Origin of the sequence: Paracidobacterium acidisoli, assembly GCF_003428625.2 — a bacterium.
Taxonomy (GTDB): Bacteria; Acidobacteriota; Terriglobia; order Terriglobales; family Acidobacteriaceae; genus Paracidobacterium; species Paracidobacterium acidisoli.
This window is the reverse complement of record NZ_QVQT02000007.1, coordinates 203,458-223,913: the sequence shown is the minus strand read 5'-3', so window position 1 is coordinate 223,913 and position 20,456 is coordinate 203,458. Positions and strand designations below refer to the sequence as shown.

10 protein-coding genes are annotated in these 20,456 nt (G+C 59.6%); 6 read left to right on the top strand and 4 right to left on the bottom strand.

Going from position 1 to position 20,456, the window contains the following annotated elements:
• The first annotated feature begins 33 nt into the window (after nucleotides 1–33).
• From D0Y96_RS18805 to D0Y96_RS18780, 6 genes are all read left to right on the top strand, one after another.
• Nucleotides 34–1,926: a hypothetical protein gene (locus D0Y96_RS18805; RefSeq protein WP_117303111.1), complete on the top strand. Its 1,893-nt coding sequence runs from the start codon at nucleotides 34–36 to the stop codon at nucleotides 1,924–1,926.
• 72 nt (nucleotides 1,927–1,998) lie between these two features.
• Nucleotides 1,999–6,186 (top strand): TonB-dependent receptor, encoded by a 4,188-nt coding sequence (locus D0Y96_RS18800; protein ID WP_252263940.1) that lies wholly within the window; start codon nucleotides 1,999–2,001, stop codon nucleotides 6,184–6,186.
• 49 nt (nucleotides 6,187–6,235) lie between these two features.
• Entirely contained in the window at nucleotides 6,236–7,690 is a 1,455-nt protein-coding gene (locus D0Y96_RS18795; RefSeq protein WP_147325142.1) for a hypothetical protein, read from the top strand.
• 457 nt (nucleotides 7,691–8,147) lie between these two features.
• Nucleotides 8,148–12,299: a beta strand repeat-containing protein gene (locus tag D0Y96_RS18790; protein WP_158562487.1), complete on the top strand. Its 4,152-nt coding sequence runs from the start codon at nucleotides 8,148–8,150 to the stop codon at nucleotides 12,297–12,299.
• 423 nt (nucleotides 12,300–12,722) lie between these two features.
• Entirely contained in the window at nucleotides 12,723–14,399 is a 1,677-nt protein-coding gene (locus D0Y96_RS18785) for a hypothetical protein (RefSeq protein ID WP_117303101.1), read from the top strand.
• 163 nt (nucleotides 14,400–14,562) lie between these two features.
• A complete protein-coding gene (locus D0Y96_RS18780; RefSeq protein ID WP_117303099.1) occupies nucleotides 14,563–15,591 on the top strand; it encodes an alpha/beta hydrolase family protein in 1,029 nt (342 codons plus the stop codon).
• Nucleotides 15,592–15,694: 103 nt separating this feature from the next.
• Here D0Y96_RS18780 and D0Y96_RS18775 read toward each other — a convergent pair whose 3' ends face one another.
• The 4 genes from D0Y96_RS18775 to D0Y96_RS18760 form a co-directional block, all read right to left on the bottom strand.
• The gene (locus D0Y96_RS18775; RefSeq protein ID WP_158562486.1) at nucleotides 15,695–16,678 is read right to left on the bottom strand and encodes a YncE family protein; all 984 of its coding nucleotides are present in this window, start codon (nucleotides 16,676–16,678) and stop codon (nucleotides 15,695–15,697) included.
• Between the two features lie 410 nt (nucleotides 16,679–17,088).
• The gene (locus tag D0Y96_RS18770) at nucleotides 17,089–18,438 is read right to left on the bottom strand and encodes a GntT/GntP/DsdX family permease (protein ID WP_117303095.1); all 1,350 of its coding nucleotides are present in this window, start codon (nucleotides 18,436–18,438) and stop codon (nucleotides 17,089–17,091) included.
• Nucleotides 18,439–18,502: 64 nt separating this feature from the next.
• The gene (locus D0Y96_RS18765; RefSeq protein ID WP_117303093.1) at nucleotides 18,503–18,895 is read right to left on the bottom strand and encodes a RidA family protein; all 393 of its coding nucleotides are present in this window, start codon (nucleotides 18,893–18,895) and stop codon (nucleotides 18,503–18,505) included.
• A 22-nt stretch (nucleotides 18,896–18,917) separates the two neighbouring features.
• The gene (locus D0Y96_RS18760; protein ID WP_117303091.1) at nucleotides 18,918–20,372 is read right to left on the bottom strand and encodes an N-acyl-D-amino-acid deacylase family protein; all 1,455 of its coding nucleotides are present in this window, start codon (nucleotides 20,370–20,372) and stop codon (nucleotides 18,918–18,920) included.
• Between the last annotated feature and the right edge of the window lie 84 nt (nucleotides 20,373–20,456).

Below are 20,456 nucleotides of genomic sequence, written 5' to 3'. Positions count from 1 at the left end.
CTGCCTGGAAAAGTGAGTGAAGGAGAAGGTTGGATGATGACCGCGAAAAGAATGTGTGGCGTGATTCTGCTGTTTGCCATCGTTGTTGCCGCGCACGCCCAGAGTCGCGCGAATCAGGCGGTGACCAAACCGGCAAAGAGCAAGCCCAAAACTCAGGAGCAGATTCTGCTGGAGCAGCTGAACGACAAGTTCAACCGGCTGGACGAGCTGACGAGCCAGTATAAGGATCTGCAGCGGCGCTTCGATACCGTGCAGAAGCAGCTTGCCGCAGACCACGAGGAGCTGGAAGAGACCAGGAAGGCGGCTGCGGATGCCCGCGCTGCCGCTGCGGAGGCGCAGCAAAAGCTGGAGGCGGCGCAGCAGTCCATCGGGCCCAATGGCGGAGCGGTGACGGATCTGCAGAACGAAGTGGCTGCCCTGAAGACCGACTCGACAACGCTTTCCTCAAAGATTGAAGCAACGCAGCAGGAGACGAAAAAGCTGGCCAATCCCGACAGCATCCGCTTTCGCGGAGTGAACCTGACACCGGGCGGTTTTCTGGCGGCGGAAACGGTAGACAGACAGCGCGGCGTCGGCGGCGATGTGAATACTCCGTTTTCGAGTATTCCCTTTGCCGGGCAAACGGCGGGAGTGTTGTCGGAGTTCAATGCGAGCGGGCGCCAGTCGCGCTTCTCTCTGCTGGCCGAAGGCAGGATGCCGTCTTCGACGCTGCGCGGATATTACGAGACGGATTTTCTTTCGGCGGGGAGCACGTCGAACGATAACCAGAGCAACAGCTATACGCTGCGCCAGCGCCAGGCGTGGGCGCAGCTGGCACTGAACAGCGGATGGACGCTGACCGGCGGACAGATGTGGTCTCTCGCCACGGAGTATCAGCATGGACTCGACAATCGCGCGGAAGCTGTTCCGCTGACGATTGACGCGCAATATAACGTCGGCTTTACCTGGGAGCGGCAGTACGGCTTTCGCGTGGTGAAGCAGCTTGGAAGCCGGTTCTGGCTGGGTGGGGCGGTGGAAGAGGCGCAGACGCTCAATATTGGCGGCCATAATCTGCCGACGATCGCTTACCAGCAGGCGGGCACCGGCGGCGGTCTTTATAACCCGACGGCGAATTACAGCTTCAACTACGCGCCGGACCTGATTGCGAAGGCGGCGTACGAAACGAACTGGGGCCACTTTGAAGTCTTCGGAGTAGGGCGGTTCTTCCGGGCGCGCGTCTTTCCGAACGGAGCGGCGCCTCCGGGCGCGACGCAGCCGGTAACGACCTCGGCGCTGGGGGCCTTCACATCGAAGACCGAAGGAGGCGGCGCGGGTGCGAATGCGCGCATCGCTCTTCTCTCCAGAAAGCTCGAGATTGGAGCGCATGTGCTGGCGGGTGATGGCATCGGCCGCTACAGCACCACGCAGATTGCGGATGCGACCGCGCATCCCGATGGCTCGCTCGAACTGCTGACCGGAGGCTCGGCGCTCGGCTCGGCGGAATGGCATGCCACTTCGCGCTTTGAGCTGTATGGCTACTACGGTGGAGAGTATGCGAAGCGCGCCTGGTATAACACCGGCTACTTTGTGATCACGCCCGGGCCGACGCAGGGCCAGCCGATCCTCGGCGGCTATGGCGCTCCGAATAATAACGTGTCGGGCTGCTATCTCGAGGTCCTGCCGGTCTCTTCACCGAATGGAGGAGGCAATGTGCCCGGGAGCGCGGCCAACTGCCAGGCGGATACGCGCAACATCCAGGAGGGAACCTTCGGCTACTGGTATCGCTTCTATCAGGGAGCGCATGGCTCACTGCAGCAGGGCATTCAGTATTCCTATGCCGAGCGGCGCGTGTGGCAGGGCATTGGCGATCCTCTGAATGGCCTCAGCGGCACACCGAAGGCTATCGACAATATGTTCTTCACCTCGTTCCGTTATTACCTGCCGTAGACATGACAGGCTCTGCCAATGCCGTTGTCATTTTCAGGGAAGGCTGGGGGATTTCCGGTGTTTAAGTTTCGCTTGCGTGTTTTATGGCTGCCGGCTGCTTTGCTGATCGTGCTGTTGCACGGTTTGCCGGCCTTTGCGCAGACCGGCCGGATCTCCGGAGCTGTGACGGACCCGGATGGAGGTGCGATTCCCAGCGCGACGGTGCAGGTGATCAGCCAGGACAGCACGATCCGGCGGAATACCACGACCGACGCGGGCGGGGCGTACTCTGTGCCGTTCCTTCCTTCGGGCCAGTACCGGATTCTGATTCAGGCGCAGGGGTTCGGAAGCGCATCGAGCCAGATGATCTCGCTCGCCAATGGACAGGTGTTTGTTTTTAACGCGCAGCTCAAGGTAGCCGCCGCCAAAACGGAGGTCACGGTCTCCGGAGGCGCGACGACGACGAATGTCGAGACGAGCACGGCGACGATCTCGACGACGCTGTCGAGCAACGAGGTAACGGGGCTGGGCCTGAACGGGCGCAACTTTTCGCAGCTCATCACGCTTGCGCCCGGCGTGAGCAACCAGACCGGACAGGACGAGGCGAAGGTTGGCGTTGCCGGGAGCGCGAAGTTCAGCGTGAACGGAGGCCGCGTGGAGTACAACACCTTCGAGATCGACGGAAGCGATGTGCTGAACACCAGCATCAATGCCAGCCGCGGCCAGGGCGAGCCGCTGGTGGTGTATCCGAGCATCGACGCCATTCAGGAGATGTCGGTGCTGACCTCTAATTACAGCGCGCTGTACGGCAAGAGCGCGTCGGGAAGCGTGCTGGTGACCACGCGCTCGGGCACGAATGCGTTCCACGGCGATGTGTACGGCTTTCTGCGCAATGAGATGTTCAATGCGCGGAACTATTTCGACGAGCCGCAGCCGACTCCTCCGGGATATCACGGGAAGTCCATTTATCACACACCGCTCTATCGCAGGCTCGATTTTGGAGCGACGCTGGGCGGGCCGCTCTTCATTCCGCATCTTTACAACACAGATAAAAGCAAGACCTTCTTTTTCTTTTCCGAGGAGATACGCAGAGAAAAGACGCCGGTGGATTACAACCAGGCTGTGCCGACGATGGCGGAGCGGCAGGGTAACTTCAGCGATGTATGTCCTGTGTATGTGCCTGGCGGCACCATAACCTTCAATCCCTCCGCGTATCCGGATTGCCCGCACGCGCCCAATGCGGGAAGCGGCATCCTGCCCAGCCGGACGATCACGCCCAATTACGGGAGCCAGGCGATTCTGAACTTGGGCATTATTCCCGAGCCGAATGCAACGTTCGGCTGTAACACGACCAATCCCACTCCGTTTCCACGGTGCTTTGTCGGCGCGGTATCTCCGCCGACGTACTGGAGAGAAGAGCTGTTCCGCATCGATCACAACCTGACGCCGACGGAGTTGCTCTCCTTTCGTTTTATTCACGATGCGTGGAACACGGTGACGCTGACGCCGCAGTGGGGCATCGTGCAGAACAGCTTTCCCACGGTCGAAAACAAGCTCGACGGGCCCGGTCTGGATATGGTGCTGAACCTGACGCAGAGCCTTCCTCATGCCTTTCTCAACCGTATTGGCTTTGCCTATTCGGTCGAACACATTACGCTGACCCCGCAGCCGGGCCCGGGGCTGACTTCGCTCATCCGGCCTGCGGCTCTGGATGATCCAGGCCAGCTCAATGGCTGGACCCCGATTCCCGACAACCCTTTCTGCGGCACGACGCCGCAGACGGGTGTGAACGCAACCCCTCTCACGGGATGCGCGATGGGCTACATCTTCGACAACGGATTTGGTGGAAACAAGATGCCTGGCCTCGAGTTTCAGGGTACGAACGGGGCATATGGCGGGCATGGGTTTTCCGTCGATACCGGGTATGCTCCGTGGCATCAGGACAATCCGACCTTCACGCTGCGGGATGACGCGAGCAGGGTATTTGGCGACCATTATCTGCAGTTCGGCTTTGCGGGATCTTATGTGCGGCAGGACGAGCTGAGCGCTGTCAGTGGCGCGGACTCAGGCGATCTGCAGGGGCTGCTCGGCTTCAGCAATCAGCAGTCGCTGTTTACCTCGGGGAATGCCTTCGCCGATTTTCTGGCGGGTCCGGGTGTCAATCCTGTCTCTACCGATGGACCAGGACCCAGTTACGCTCAGACCGGGATCAAGAGCTATACCCAGGACAGCGGCCAGCAGTTCTATCACAACCGGGTGAAGGTCGCGGAGCTGTATCTGCAGGACGACTGGCACGTGAACCATCGCTTCACGATCAATGCCGGTCTTCGGGCGAGCTTCTTCGGCCAGTGGTATAACCCGGCCAATACGGCTTACAACTGGCGGCCGGAAAACTTTAATCCTTCGTTCGGTTCTTCTGTTTATATCGATCCAAACCACGGCAATCTGGTCTGGAAGACGGGTGGCCAGGGGGGTGTTCCAGGTATGCCTGTTCCTTCGGGCAGAACCGGCCCCTACAGTCTCAGCAGCCTCGGCCCGGTGATCACCAACGGGCTGACCCAGTGCGGCGTGAATGGAATTCCGGCGAGCTGCATGAAGAATTATCCCTTTCATCCTGCTCCGAGAATGGGATTCTCCTGGGACCCATTCGGCGATGGAAGCATGGCGATTCGCGCCGGATACGGACTCTTCTGGGAGCAGGGCACAGGCTATGAGGCGAATGTGGGATCGCTGATCGGCAGCGCTCCTCTGGTGCTCAGCGAGACGCAGTCGAATATCTCCACGCTGCCAACGCCGAACGGGTCAAACGCAGATAATGTAGGTGCCTATAACGCCATCGGGTACTCCTGCCAGGGAGGCGCAGCGCAGTGCGGAAGCCTGATCAGCCCGGCCGGCGGCGTGGCCTTCCCGCTGAATGTAACCTCGATTCCGACCAAAGCGCTTTACAGCTATACGCAGCAATGGAGCCTGAGCGTTGAGCGGCAGCTGAAAAAGAATGTGGTGGCGCAGATTGCTTACGTCGGCACCAAGGGAACGCATCTGACCTCTGTTGCCGATCTGAACCAGCTGGAGCCGCTTAGTCCCGCTCTGAATCCATTTGCTCCAGGCGAGCCGATCACCTCCGATGTATGCGCCAGCGGCGCCGGCTTTAACTACTTTTCCGTTGCAGGCACGAACCCGATTGTGTCGACTGGTCCGGGGATTCCCAGCTCGCCGGGAATCGGACCGACCTCGCCGGGCTACATCAATATGATTGTGGCCTGCACCGGCAATCCGGGGTTTGTGTCGGGCGGTAATTCAGGAAACGGAGGGAGCGGAAAGCTGCTGGGTATCAGCGCGGATGCGGTTCGGCCTTATCCTGGGTTTTCCAACATCATCTCCATCAGCAACAATGCCGATTCGCAGTACCACGCGCTGCAGGCGACACTGCGTGAGACGACGAACGCGCTGACGATCGGAGTGTCTTATACCTACAGTCACTCTCTCGACGATGCTTCGGATCGCTCGTCGGCAAACTTCGCAAATTCGCTTGATCTGAAATCCAACTGGGCGAGCTCCGATTTCGATGAGAGGCAGATGCTGAATATCAGCTACCTCTACAATCTGCCGCTGTTTCATCTTCTTCAGGGGTTTGCGAATCTGGCGGGTCCGGTCAACGATGCGGGCGCCAGTGCGCAGATCGCGCCGGTCTGGAAGACGTGGCTGGACGGCTGGCAGCTGAGCGGCATCACTCTGTGGCAGACGGGAACACCATTCAGCATTATCAATGGCGGCGGCTCCGATGGAACGGGCGCCGCGGATAATGCCGGAGTGGGAGACAACCTGGGCATCGGGTCTTACGTGGACAGGAGCGGAGATGCACACGGCATTAAACCGGCCGTGGCCAGCAATGGTTCGAATATCGGCCCGCTGCTGTATAACCCGAATGCCTATACGGCGCCACGTGGTCTTACGTTTGGCAACTCAGGGCGGAACTCGCTGAGCAACCCGGCGCGCACCAATTTCAATATGTCGCTGCTCAAGCACTTCAAGTCCTTCCACGAGAAGCTCGACATTGAATTTCGCGCGGAATCCTACAACGTCTTCAACCACACACAATTCCGGATTTACGACCCGGCTCATCCGGGTAACAGCGGCAACAACGTCGCGAACTGCTATGGAGGCATTGCGACCGGCTATTCCGCGGGCGCGTCAGGCTGCCTCGCCGGCAACTCATTCCTGCACCCTGTGGATGCGCACGATCCGCGCATTCTGCAGTTTGGGCTGAAAGGGACCTTCTGAGGCTGATGCGATGAAAACGACACGAAGAGTGAAAGCGAAGAAGGCAGAAATGCTACGCATGCTGGCGCTGTTCAGTCTGATCGCGGGACTGACTGTGGGCTGCGGCACCAAAGGCGGCGCGCCCGCCACCGCCAGCGTCCCTCCGGTTACGCAGAGCACTCTGCGGACGTACTTCGCAGGTGTGGTGTCGGGAGGATATGGCGGACCAGGCAATTTCAGCGACTCGTCCGTTCTGGCTACTTACACCATTGATGACACGGCGAAGACATTTGCTCAGTTCACCTATGCCTTCAGCCATACGCAGGACGGACCGCAGATGAACTACTCCGGCGGCTTTACCACACTGGCGCGCGGACTTCTCAACTTCGGGATTACCTACTCGCACGGAACTTATGGTCTGTCTTACTCAGGGAATACCGGGCCCTTCAGCTACGATCCGCCGAAAGGCGGCAACTATGCGATTGAGCTGGCCGGCCAGGGCGGAGGTCTGGTGCAGCTGCAGGGTATGCCTTTCGTTCCCCTGGTGGCCGCTGCGTCCTGTCCTGATTTTAAGAGCGCTGAGATCTTTCAGTTCGTCACCATCCCTGGATCGTATGGCAGCAACACCGCTCCCAGTGTGGCTATATGGAACCCCGACACGCAAACTGCCTATGGGAAAGTCAGTATCGGAACGGGCGGCTCCACGGTGAAGTTCAGCGGCATTCAGCAATTCCTGAGCAGCGGGACACAGGTCGCCACCTATGCCGACCTGTCTGGTGATCCGCCTGCGATTACTTCGCTCAATGGAGTATGCTCGCCCACGTTTTATGGCAACACCATCAGCGCGCCGAATCCACTGACGATTACCAATCCGGGCGCCAATGAGACGATCTCTCCGGGCGCAATCGTCGGCATCGGTCCGGGCGGCTTTCTGCTCGAGAACAATGGGAGCTTCGCCGGCAACGCGGCAAATAACACGACAGGCAGCAACAAAAACGCGACCTATCAGCCGTTTCTCGGCGCCGGTACCGGGGCGATCGGTCTGCCGCAGCCATCCAGTCCAGTCGACGTAAGCTCTCTCACCGGCGCGCAGTATCTAGGCGTTGTGTACGGAAGCGGCACCAGCGACGCCATCTGGTCGTCATCGATCGCTTCGTTTGGTTTTTCGACTATGCCGTCTGCGTGCCAGTCGCTGCCGCCACAGAACGGCACCATGGTCTACGGCGGAGATTTTCCCGGCAATAATCCCGCGGACCCGGCCGTGCAGGCCAATGGTGGTTACGGCAACTGCGATTTTGCCGTCGATCTCGGGAGCCAGGACTCCTCGAATAACGGTCTGTTTCCGCAGGCGACCGTATGGGTTGGATCGGGCTTTGCGGGAAATACCACCGGCAGGACGTACTCGTTTCCGGCTGTCGCGATTGCGGGCCAGATGAATGAGAAGTTTGCTGTCTTCTTAATCGGAGTGGATAAGACGGGCTCGCCGAATCAGGCATGGGGTCTCTATTTGCTGCAGTCAAACTAAGGATGGGGAAAATTCATGGAATTGTTATCTCCGCGCGGGCTTGTCTCTTATATCTATGAGGCAGCGCCTCGTCATTCCGTAATGTCTGAGTGAGTTATTTCTGCGCGGCGTCTGCCGCTTGTCTCAGACGAAAGCCATCTGAAGAAATCTCCAGGGAAAATTTGCCGGTGGTGGTTGGGAAATCACCCTCCTTTCCGTTCTGTCATTGGACTATTTGTTCCCGTTCGCGCGAGGACTCTGCGTTAAGAGTTTATGCGGCGGAAGGAAGCGTTTTAGCAGCTGGCCGCAATTGGCGAATGCTGCAGGAATGGAATCGAGATACAGGCGGCGGCATGCTTTCCCCGAAGCGTGCGCTCAGCGCAGAGCAGTTTCAGGTGCCATGAAAGGTCAGGGAAGCATGAAAGCAGTTGGGAGTCATGGAGGCGGCGTGTTGCAGGGTCTGTCAAAGAGGATGGACATGCGCGCTGTGTGGTTCGCCGGAGTTCTGGCGGGAGCGTTGACGATTGCAGGCTGCAGCGGCGGATCGATGAAGACGACCACCGCGACGCCGACCTTTACGCCTCCTGGCGGAACCTATGGCTCTTCGCAGACGGTGACGGTCAGCGATACGACTGCGGGCGCGGTGCTCTACTGCACGACAGACGGCAGCGCGCCGAGTTCTTCCTCATCACAGTGCACGCAGCCCATGACCATCTCACAGACGGAGACGCTCAGCGCGCTCGCCGTTGCTCCGGGCGACAGCCCAAGCGCGGTGGCTTCAGCGACCTATACCATCAATCTGCCGAAGACGGCCACGCCGGCCTTCTCGCCCGCGGCCGGAACCTATAACTCCGTGCAGACGGTGACGATCAGCGATACGACGACCGGCGCTGCGATTTACTACACCACGGACGGCAGCACGCCCACCGCGAGCTCGACGCAGTACAGCGCGCCCATCAGCGTTTCCGCATCGGAGACCATCAATGCCATCGCGGTTGCGTCGGGTTATGCGAACAGCGCCGTGGCGACGGCGGCCTACACCATTACCGGGACAACACAGACGACGCCGACCATTTCGTCGCTTTCTCCGGCATCGGCTACGGCTGGCGGCGCGGCCTTCACGCTCACGGTCAACGGCGCGAACTTCCTCTCCGGCGCGATCGTGAACTGGAACGGCACGGCCCTGACGACGACCTATAAGACTGCAGCGCAGTTGACGGCTGCAGTTCCCGCCAGTCTGATCGCGACCGCCGGAGCGGCAACCGTGACGGTATCGGAATCCGGAGTTGTATCCGCCGGAGCGGCATTCACCATCAACGCTCCCACGGCTCCCACGATCACCACTCTCAGCCCGACCTCGGGCGCGGTAGGCGCTTCGGTCACCATCACCGGCACGAACTTCGGCGCGAGTCAGGGATCGAGCACGGTGACCTTCAACAACACGGCGGCTACGGTCACGAGCTGGAGCGCCAGCTCCATTACGACGACGGTTCCCACGGGCGCAACTTCAGGTAACGTGGTTGTTACGGTGAATGGAACAGCCAGCAACGGAGTGGCCTTCACGGTCACCTCCACGGCTCCCTCGATCACCACTCTCAGCCCGACCTCGGGCGCGGTAGGCGCTTCGGTCACCATCACCGGCACGAACTTCGGCGCGAGCCAGGGATCGAGCACGGTGACCTTCAACAACACGGCGGCTACGGTCACGAGCTGGAGCGCCAGCTCCATTACGACGACGGTTCCCACGGGCGCAACTTCAGGCAACGTGGTCGTCACGGTGAACGGAACGGTCAGCAACGGAGTGGCCTTCACGGTCAGCGTTCCGGCTCCCACGATCACCACTCTCAGCCCGACCTCGGGCGCAGCGGGCACTTCGATTACGATCACCGGCACGGGCTTTGGCGCGAGCCAGGGATCGAGCACGGTGGCGTTCGGCGGCACGACGGCGACGGCCACGAGCTGGAGCGACACGTCGATTGTGACAACCGTCCCCACAGGGGCGACCGTAGGCAACGTGAACGTGGTGGTCACGGTGAATGGAACGGCCAGTAACGGAGTGGCGTTCACTGTCGGCGCGTCAGGTCCCCTGCTCACCGGAACTGTCCTGAGCAGTACCACGCCGATCGTCAAAGCCAGCGTGCAGTTGTACGCGGCCGGAACGACGGGCTACGGCGGCTCCGGAACCGGAAATATGGGCCCAACACTGCTTGGCTCGGCTGTCCAGAGCGGCAATGACGGCACGTTCTCGCTGACGCTGCCCGCGACCTGCCCTGCAGCGCCGGGTGATCTGCTGTATCTGGTGGCCACCGGAGGCAGCTTCGGCAGCAGCGGAAGCGCGAATAACGGCATCGCTCTGATGACGGCACTGGGCGCGTGCAGCAACGTCAGCGCGTCCACCACCGTAACCATCAATGAGGTCACCACCGTCGCTTCGGCCTATGCGCTGGCCGGCTTCTCCAGCTTCAGCTCGACGGGCCCGGGCATCGCGATCGGAGCGCCGGCGCCGGCGGCTACATGCGCCACGGGCGGCGTCACGACGGTGGGCGGCTCCTCCTGCAATTACCTCGGCATGGCGAATGCCTTCCGCACGGTGAACAATCTGGTGAATGTCTTCGGCACGACCGATACCTACGGCGTTGCTGCAGGCACGGCGCGGACGATCACGCCGTTCTACAGCGGCTCCGATCCGAGGAACCCCACCGGATGGAGCAGCAACTACGGTGACACCTATCCAAACGGCGCGGTCAACAGCACCAACAATGTTGTGCCGGCAGACAGCCTGAACACCAGCACGGTGCCACAGGCGCGCATCAATGCGCTGGCGGATATCCTCGCCTCGTGTGTGGAGAGCCTCGACGGCAGCGGCTGCGCGACGCTCTTTCCCGCGGCGACCCCGACCGGCGGCACCACGCCCGCGGACACGTTGCAGGCGGCGCTGAACATCGCGCAGAACCCCGGCAGCAACGGTATCAGCGTGGCCGCGCTGCTGGGCCTGGTTCCGGCGACGAACCCGCCCTACGCAACCGTGCTCGACGCCGGCACTCCGCCAACGGACCTGACCCTGGCGCTCACCTTCACCGGTGCGGGTCTGGGCATCGACTACTCTTCTGACGCCTCGGAGGCACTTGGTAATTACGCACTGGTGATTGATGGCGGCGGGAATCTATGGATCTCCGCTTACGCAAGCAGTCCACCCTGGCCTGACACAGGCATGATAGCGGGCTTCGATCCGCTGGGAGAGGCTCTGACACCGCCCACCTCTTTAGTCGGTGGATCGATCTTTGTGGACGAGACCAATCTGGGGAACAGCTCTTACGGCGGGTTTGGGCCAAATTATTATGACCCCAAAGACTCTGGTCTCGCTGGCTTAATGCAACAACCCTTTGCGTTTGCCATCGATCCGTCCGGAAACCTGTGGGAGGGCGAGAATGACTCTAATCATGGCAACGAGCTGGCCATCTCGCCTTCGGCAGTGCCTGTGCCGCCCTCCAGTTGGTTCCCAATTTCTAGTCTGTCTGTTGTCACGGAAGGTCCGGGGGTGCCTGTTTCAAAGGATTATCTGGCTATTGACGGGAATGGTAGTGTCTGGGAGACAGGAAACGGCGCCACGACAATCCAGTTTGTTACATCCGATCCTGTGAATAACGGCCAATACACCGTAACGGGGGCCAATGGCGGCCTTTTCTCTCTGACCTTTGACTCGAATGGAAGCCTGTGGGCTGTTGGCAGCAACAGCACGGGTACCGGTCTCTTCGACACCGTTCCCTCCAGCGGAACTACGCTGGGCGGCTACAACGGCGTCTATACAAACTCGCTGGCCGCGGGTACGGGTGGCAACATGTATGCCTGCAACCTGCCGCAGCTGGCTCCTCCGACCTTTAATCTCCCGACAGGCACCTACTCCAGCCCACAGATGGAGTACATTCAGGGGAACGTTATCATCTACACTACGGACGGCAGCGACCCCAACACGTCTCCAACTGCGAAGCAGTACACGAATCCGATCGTTGTCTCTACCTCGGAGGTGATCAACGCTATCAACCAGGGCCGGAGCGGGAGCAGCTATAGCAGTCCCGTAGCTTCGGTTACGATCACGATCTCCGGGACCCCTGCGCCGCCGAACAGCAACCCGATTCCCAATAACTACCCAGGGTCTTATCTGGTGTTCAATGCCTCGAAGCTGACAGGGCCAACCGCCACTCTGCCGATTCCATCTGGATATTGCGGGGCTTCCCTTACCGTAGACGGAGCAGGGAATCTCTGGTCGATCAACAGCCAATTCGATGCAGGCACAGGAAATTATGTTGATGCACTTGAGGCCGTCAATCCTTCCACCCAGACACTGATCACTCCGGACGCGGGCTATACCGGTTCCAGCAGTGCCGAGAGCGCCGCAACCGGAATGAGCGCCATTATCAGTGGCGCCAACATCAGGAGCGCTCAAAGCCAACCCGGCCTGGTGGTGGATGGCTCGGGCAACCTGTGGTTCATGAATCCTGATGTCAACAGCTCCGGTGGCACCGGTGCGCCCGGCAACAATGCGCTGGTGGAGTTCATCGGAGTTGCTGCGCCTACCGTTACACCAACCTCCATCGCTGTGCAGAATGCAGCTCAGGGAACGAAGCCGTAAAGCGCTTCGATTGTCAGTCGGCCTCTCAGCCGGCAGGAGAGATCTCCTGCCGGCCTTTTTTGTCCGATGAGGCGAGATGGATTTTTGCTGCAGCCGAATGGATTGATTTCTGTCGTATTGACTGTAAGTGCGAAGTTACAAAGAATAAGTTAAGAATTAACTTATTCAGTTATCTTGACAAGTTAGGCGATTTATGCGGCCAGCGGAGATGTTAAACCGCCATGATCTTTCGGTGAATCCGCACAGGCGGCAGTTGTTTTAAGACTCTGCTCCCCGTTTCAACCACAAAAGCGCTCAGAAGGCTCTCTCTTCACCGCGGACAGAGCGCCGTCTGGATACCGGTCCCCGCCTTTGTGGTCTCCAAAGACTGCAGGACAGGATGCCCCCCCAACCTGATGACACGCAGTACCAGGGAGAAATTTCGTGAAACAGCTCGCTAATCGAATCCTCATCCTCCTTGCCGCCGTGCTCTTCGTTGCACTTCCGGCCAGCTCCAACGCGCAACCTTCACCGGATGTCAACGCCATCGGCTCCTCGGGCCTCTTCCTCGAGCTCGGCGAAGCCGCCTTTACCCTTTCGCTGCCGCCGGGCGCAGCAGTAGCCTGCGCCTGGTCGACCAGCACCAGCAGCCTGGTGGTGGCCACCGACACCAGCTCGGGCACCAACACCGACACCGGCAACGCCTGGGTGGTGTGGTTTGCGCCGACCGGAAGCACCTGCAGCAGCAATGTAGTTCCTGTAGCGGTTTATGGTTATCTGCAGACCGACTCAGTTGTCGGCGACCGCTGCCTCTTCAACGGCACCGCTTCCAAGTGCTCGATCAGCTATACGTCGGCGGTGGGAACCGCCGGAGCCAATCTGATCGAGCCTACTGAGTTCGCTCTTCCCGCTATGGTTGCATCAGCTCTCAACGGTGCGCCGAATGTTGCCGGGACGGATATCCGCCCAGAGGACGCCGAGTTTGCGACGGCTCGTGCGCTCACTACGTGCGGCACTCCGATTCCGGCAACGTATGGCTCCGTTACCACCACGCAATATGAAGGTCTTGGCTACACTGCCGGCGATAACATCGAGAGCGAGACCAATCCCGGTACCGGCTTCCATGCTCTCGATTTCACCCTCCCTGCTACCTTCTTTACGCAGCCGGTCGGCGCGGACCCGGTGGTTGTCTTTGTCCACAGCACCGATGCCAGCGGCACGGGCTTCAACAATACCAGCATTACCAATCTGAACCGCTCCACCTTGGCCCTTTATCTGGACGGTTCGATCGGCGAGACGCGGGATGCTCTGACACCAGGAGCTACCGGAACATCAGAACCAACCACGGTCTTCATCCGGGAGCCGCTCTCCGGCACCTACAACACGATGGAGTACAACATTCCTAACTCCCTGGAGCTCCAGACCTCGCAGGATGTGGGTGAGGAGCAGCCTTCCAGCCAGAAGAACTGCAGCGGATCGGCCGTTGGGTCGAATCCCATGAACATCGAGAATACAAACTTCACCAGCTTCCGCAAGCGCGCGATCGGCACCGGCCAGGAGGTCTCGGCGGTCTTTGGAAATAACGATTCGCTGGGCTATGCTTTCTGGGGTGTCACCAATTTTAAAGCGGCAACCTCAACGGATAAGTATCTTACGGTGGATGGCGTCGATCCTCTGCTGACCAGCTATACCACTCTGAATGGCACCATTCCTACCACTGCTACCCAGCTCGCCAACGTAAAATTCCCGCATATCGTGGACGGAACCTACCCAATCTGGTCGCTGCTGCGGCTGGTCTACGTCAACTCCTCGCTCAGCACTGCAACTCTCAACCTGGCGGAGGGCGCCGCATCGTTTACCACGCCAATGCATCCGGATTTCGTCCCCTACTATGTAGCGAGTGCCGGTACGACCGTGAATCTTAAAGTGGAGCGGTCGCACTTTATTCCTCCAGCCGGGACGATCATGCCGGCTACGCCCATCAACGGCGAATGCGCCTCGAACCCGACGGCTCTGACGACCGAGGCAGGCGGCGATGTGGGCGGCGTAGTGATTCCCTGCGCGGTGGATGCAGATTACAAGACGACCACCGGCAGCACCTATATCGACCATCGCAATTAACACGCTTCACTTCTGAAGGCAACGAATTGGGCAGGTCCGCCAAACCAGGTGGGCCTGCCCGGCTGTATTTTTGCTGCTGACCCGGTGATGGCTGTGAAATGGTGTGCCTTTCCGCCTCTCTCACTCTCTCTTCAACGCATTCGGTTTCAGGAGGACCCCCCCTATGTTCTGCAGACTCACCGCATGGATTGCATGTTCATTGCTTGTTGCCACGGCAGCCTGCGCGCAGACGGCGCAGACATCCGATAGCCCCGGAGCTGCAGGCGCGACCGCATCGCCTTTTGTTGCGGGGAATCTTTCCACGACGCCCAAATGGGGTGAGAGCTGGACGGAGCTTTCGCTGCAGAAGAGCGGATTGACGGCGTCGGCATATCATGCCGTGCTCCTGGGAAGATACAAAGAGACGGGATATACGCGCGAGCTTTGGCGGGTGCAGTGGAGGCCGAATGATCCTGTTGATCTGTACGTGGTGCTGCCGGATGGCGTGGTGAAACCTCCGGTCGTTCTTTATCTGTATGACTATTATTTCGATACGGAGCGCTTTCGGAGCGACGTCTGGTGCCGGCAGGCCACGCAGGGAGGATTTGCCGCTGTGGGTTTTGTGTCCGAGCTGTCGGGCGAGCGGCGTCATGCGCCAAGGCCGATGAAGGAATGGTTCGTCAGCAATCTGCAGGAGACTCTGGCGACGACCACGCATGATGTCGAGATGATTCTGAACTATCTGGGAAGCAGAGGCGACATTGATGTGAGCCGAGCCGGTATGTACGGGCAGGGATCGGGCGGAGCGGTTGCCGTGCTTGCGGCCTCGGCCGATCCCCGCATCGTCGCTCTGGACCTGCTCAATCCCTGGGGTGACTGGCCGGACTGGCTGAAGGAGTCGCCTGAGCTTCATGCAGACGAGCGCGCGGATTATCTGAAGCCGCAGTTTCTTCGGGATGTATCGGGCCTCGATCCCGTCTCGTATCTGCCGCACCTGAAGCTGAAGGCTCTGCGCATCCAGCAGATCATGGATGATCCGGAGACGCCTGCCGCGGCCAGAGAGCGGATGGCCGCAGCCGCGCCACAGCGCGAGGATGTTGTGCAGTATAAAGACACCCTCGCTCATCTGAATGCCTGGCGGCAGGATGGTTTGTCGGGCTGGATGCAGAAGCAGCTGAGAGGGACCACGGAGACGGCAAGCAGCGCTCGATAGTCTCGCCACCTCGTCGAAGGGTTTTGGGCCAGGTGGAATACGATTGCGGCCGGAGATGGAAAGGGCGAGGCATCTGCATTTTTGCCTCGCCCTTTGTGGTGAACTACTTTTCGGTCATGACGGTCACGGTTTCTCCGCCAGAGATGTATACCTTCTGCGTGGCAGGATTTGCGACCAGGAAGAATGCAGGAATACCGCCGACAGTCGCCGTGGCGGTGTTCGATTTGCCATCGATCACCGTAACGGTGTTATCGGATGAGTTGGCTACAAATGCGAGGTTCGTGATCGGATCCACGTCCACGCCTTCAGGCGCTTCGCCGACCTGCACCTGCGAGAGGACATTGCCTTTCTTATCGAGAACAGCCGTTGTGGAAAAGCCGAAGAGCGTGTTCGGAACAAAGACGTTGCCGCTAACCCAGTTGACCGCGACATTATAGTCATCTTCGCCTACGGTGACGGTCTGCAGAGTTGCCTGCGTCGCCGGATCGACGATCGCCACTTCACTGCCGCCCAGAGTGACGTAGAGCCGATTGTTGTCCGGGTTGATCGCCAGCCCCCAGGGCTCGCCGGCTATGGTGATCTTTCCGGTAAGCGTGTTGGTGTAGGCGTTGATCACATCCACGACATGATCGCTGCCGTTCGAGACATAAATTTTGCCTCTCAGCGGGTCGGCGGTGATGCCAAGGAGGCCATCACCCGTGGTCGTGGTTACAGGAATGGTCGTGATGACTTTGTTTTTGAATCCGTCGACGACGGTCACTCCGCACGACAGCGGCGAAAAGGTGCAGTTGGTAACGAAAACGCGGTTGGTGAGGATGTCGACAGCGGGAACGTACGAGCCATTCGGGATCGGTATCGTAGCGGTCACCGTATCGCTCTTGCCGTTAATGACGACAAGGGCGTCGGAGGTTCCGGCGCCAAGAGTGACAACGGCATAGATCTGGTTAGTGAGTGGATTTTCGGTAATGCCCTGAACGGGCTCGGTAAAGCTGATCTGGCTTGAAACGGTCTGAGCGGTTGCGGGCAGTGAGACCGCGACAGCCATAGCCGCGACGGCAAGCAGGTTCTTCATTGCAGACAGGCGCATTCGTTCTCTCCTTACATTAAGTAAGCGCGATATGCAGACTCGCCACTGCGAGTGGAGCCGGAGCCTCGCCGGCGAATCCGAGGTTGCCAGGAAGACTGGAATGATAGCTTTCCAGCGGATGACAGGAAGGTGGTACATGGGTGCGTTGCAGCTCGTCCTTCTCTTCCACGCTTCAAAGGCATACGAAGCAGGAAGCAGACAGGCAGGATCGTCTCAGTGCAGCTCCGGATGCTGAGAGCGAGTTTTTTGCCTGACTCTTTTGTTGGTAAAACGAGGACGGTCCGCGAAAACCAACTGGCCAGCGCAACGATTCATTGAAATATAACTATTTGCATGGGACGCACCTGGTGATATCTAAACGGTGCTGCTCAGGATAGTCAGGCGTCTGCATAACGGCCCGCCACGCACGATCAGTGAAGCGCCAGCGACAGGAGAAAGCAGAAGGCCAGTCCGGCAAAAGAGATGATAGTTTCGCAGATCGACCAGGTTTTGATCGTCTCGATGACGCTCATGTTGAAGTACTCCTTGACCAGCCAGAAGCCGCCGTCGTTGACATGAGAGAAGATCAGAGAGCCGGCGCCGGTGGCGATGGCCAGCAGCTCAGGATGAACGGCGCTGTGCACTGCGATGGGCGCGACGATACCGGCGGCGGTGGTCATGGCCACCGTCGCAGAACCGGTGGCGAGGCGCATCAGCGCGGCCAGAAGCCATGCCAGCAGCAGCAGAGGAATGTGACTGTGCAGGGCGACGGCGATGATGGCGTTCGCGACGCCGCTGTCCTGCAGGATGCGTCCAAAGCCTCCACCTGCGCCGACGAGGAGCGTGATCATTGCAGTGGGCGCCAGGCACTCGTTGCTGAAACGCAGGATGGTGTCGGAGGTAAAGCCCCGCATTCTTCCGAGAACGACGAAGCTGAAGAGGACGCCGATCAGCAGGGCCATACTGTCGTCGCCAATCAGATGCAGCCACTGGTTGAGCGTGCTCTTCGGCGCGGAAAAACTGTCTGCCGCGCTGCCTGCCAACATAAGAAATACCGGCAGCAGAATGGTGAGCAGAGTGAGGCCGAATCCAGGGAGGCTCTGCTCGGAGCCGTGGTCGACAAACTCTGCCGCCATGGGATTTTCGTCGGAGAGATGGATGTGCGGCGCAATGAGCTTCGCGTAGAGAGGGCCCGCGATCACTGCCGTGGGAATACCGACGAGCAGCGCGTAAAAGATGGTGCGGCCCACGTCTGCTTTGTAAATGCTCACCGCCATGAGAGCTGCGGGATGTGGCGGGACGAGACCGTGGGTGACGGAAAGGCCGGCCACCATAGGCAGGCCCACCAGAATGAGCGACTTCTTCGTTCGCCGCGCCACCGTGAATGCAATGGGAATGAGCAGCACGAAGCCCACTTCAAAGAAGGCGGGCAGACCGACGATGAGGCCGATGACGACCATGGCCCAGTGGATATTCTTTTCGCCGAAGAGGCGGATGAGGGTGTGCGCAATCTGTGCAGCGCCGCCTGATTCGGCCATCATCTTGCCCAGCATCGTTCCCAGCGCCACAACGATGGCAATGTGTCCCAGCGTACCGCCCACGCCCAGCTCGAAGGAATGAACGATGGTCTGAAGGCTCATGCCTGCGACCAGAGCCAGCGACAGGGAGGCGATGAAGAGGGAAAGAAAGGGATTCAGCTTGAAAACGGCGATCAGCACAATGAGGCCGATGATGGAAGCGAGAGCCGAAACAAGCAGAAAAATACTGTGATGATCGATCATAGGCGCACAGCCGTGACGCTCCAGTCAAAAAAAAGAGAATGCGCTTGCAGGTTCAGAGTATCGATCAGTGCGACGGCGCTTTGTAGGCGACGCAATCGATTTCCACTTTGCAGTCGACGACCATGCTTGAAACGACGCAGGCCCGGGCGGGAGGATGCTCGCCAAAGTGCTTTTTAAAGACCGCATTGAAAGAAGAGAAGTCGCGGGGGTCGTCGAGCCAGACACCGCAGCGGACGACATGCTCCGGACCATAACCGGCTTCGCGGAGGATGGAGAGCAGATTCTGAATGGCCTGTTCGGATTGCGCGACGATATTGCCGACTACGACCTCGCCGCTGACCATTGCGACCTGACCGGAAACATACAGCCAGCCGTCGGCCTCGACCGCGCGCGCAAATGGCAGATGCTGGCCGCCTGTGCCTTTACCGCCTTCCGTGCCATACCGCTTGATACTCATGTGTGCTCCTGAAATGGTTTTGTTACTGAACCCATGTGGTTTTGCCGCGAGACAGGAAGCGTCCGTTTCTTTTTCCGGCAGCGCCCTGATCGGTGAAGGAGAGAACTCCATTGACCCAGACGCCGGCGATGCCTTTGGATGGACTGACAGGATCGGAGAATGTAGCCGTGTCGATGATTTTGTCAGGATCGAAGAGCACCAGGTCCGCATAGTATCCCTGGCGGATCAGTCCCCGCTTTGCGAGGCCGAAGCGCTGCGCGGGCATCCCGGTCATTTTGTGGATTGCTTCCGGCAGAGAGAGCAGCTTTTCTTCACGGCTGTAGCGGCCAAGAACACGCGGGAAGGTTCCCCACAGACGGGGATGGGGCCGGGGATCGTTCGGCAGGCCGTCGGAGCCGATCATGGTGGCGGGATGCTGCAGAATGCGGCGCATATCCTCTTCGGAGATGCTGTGATAGATGGCTCCTGCAGGCTGAAGACGCCGTGCCGCTTCAGGCTGCGTCGTGTTCCAGGCGGCGGCAATCTCAGCAAGGGTTTGGCCTGCGGCCTCGGGATGCGGTGTGCTCCAGGTGATGGTGATCTTTACGCGCTCATCGACCTGGCGCAGATCGAGCGTGCTCGAGCCGGCGGCATAGGGATAGCAGTCGCATCCGATGTGTTGTGAGGCGCGCGCCGCGTCGAGGGCTTCGAGCACTTCTCCGCTGCGTCCCCAGTTGGCGATGCCGGCGCATTTGAGATGAGAGACGATAACGGGGATACGGTTCAGGCGTCCAATCTCAAATGCCTCGTGCATGGCATCGAGAATGGTCTCCGTCTCACTGCGCATGTGCGTGGTGTAGACCGCGCCTGCCGATGCCAGCGGCTCAGCGAGGGCCACTACTTCTTCGGTAGAGGCAGCATTCGCAGACAGATAGGCAAGACCGGTGCTGAGGCCGAGAGCGCCACAGGCAAGCGCTTCCTCAAGCTGCCGGCGCATGGCAGCGACCTCCGCTTCCGTTGCAGTGCGGTCGAGCCGGTCCATGTGATTGTTGCGCAGGGCGGTGTGCCCCACCAGCGCGCCGACGTTCACGGCCGGCCTGGCAGCTTCGACGGCTGCCACATACGCGGCGAAGGTAGGGTAACGAAAGGCATCGGTGCCGCCGAGGAGGTTCATGGGATCGGGTGGCTCACCCTGTAGCTGCACGGGTGCGGCGCTGATGCCACAGTTGCCGACGATCACAGTGGTTACGCCCTGCGACAGCTTGGGCAGCATTCCCGGATTGCGGATCACGCTGGTATCGTCATGCGTATGAACGTCGATAAATCCAGGTGCGAGCGTCAGCCCGTGCGCGTCTATGGTTGAGGAAGCATCGTATGACAGAGAGGGGCTGATGTCGCAGACGAGATCGCCGCTGAGAGCGACGTCCATACGTTCGGCGGCAGTGCCGCTGCCGTCGAGCAGATTTGCATTTCGGATGAGGGTATCGCACCTGCGCATGGCTGAGCTCTCTTAGAATATATCGGTCACGCATTATCGACCTGATTCGGGCTCTTATTCCCGGGAGATTATCGGGATCTCAAT

Excerpts from the sequence above, each read along its gene's own strand:
- D0Y96_RS18765 (WP_117303093.1), bottom strand. The coding sequence starts at position 18,895 with ATGAGTATCAAGCGGTATGGCACGGAAGGCGGTAAAGGCACAGGCGGC.
- D0Y96_RS18760 (WP_117303091.1), bottom strand. The coding sequence starts at position 20,372 with ATGCGCAGGTGCGATACCCTCATCCGAAATGCAAATCTGCTCGACGGC.
- D0Y96_RS18805 (WP_117303111.1), top strand. The coding sequence starts at position 34 with ATGATGACCGCGAAAAGAATGTGTGGCGTGATTCTGCTGTTTGCCATC.
- D0Y96_RS18790 (WP_158562487.1), top strand. The coding sequence starts at position 8,148 with ATGCGCGCTGTGTGGTTCGCCGGAGTTCTGGCGGGAGCGTTGACGATT.
- D0Y96_RS18780 (WP_117303099.1), top strand. The coding sequence starts at position 14,563 with ATGTTCTGCAGACTCACCGCATGGATTGCATGTTCATTGCTTGTTGCC.
- D0Y96_RS18795 (WP_147325142.1), top strand. The coding sequence starts at position 6,236 with ATGCTACGCATGCTGGCGCTGTTCAGTCTGATCGCGGGACTGACTGTG.
- D0Y96_RS18770 (WP_117303095.1), bottom strand. The coding sequence starts at position 18,438 with ATGATCGATCATCACAGTATTTTTCTGCTTGTTTCGGCTCTCGCTTCC.
- D0Y96_RS18775 (WP_158562486.1), bottom strand. The coding sequence starts at position 16,678 with ATGCGCCTGTCTGCAATGAAGAACCTGCTTGCCGTCGCGGCTATGGCT.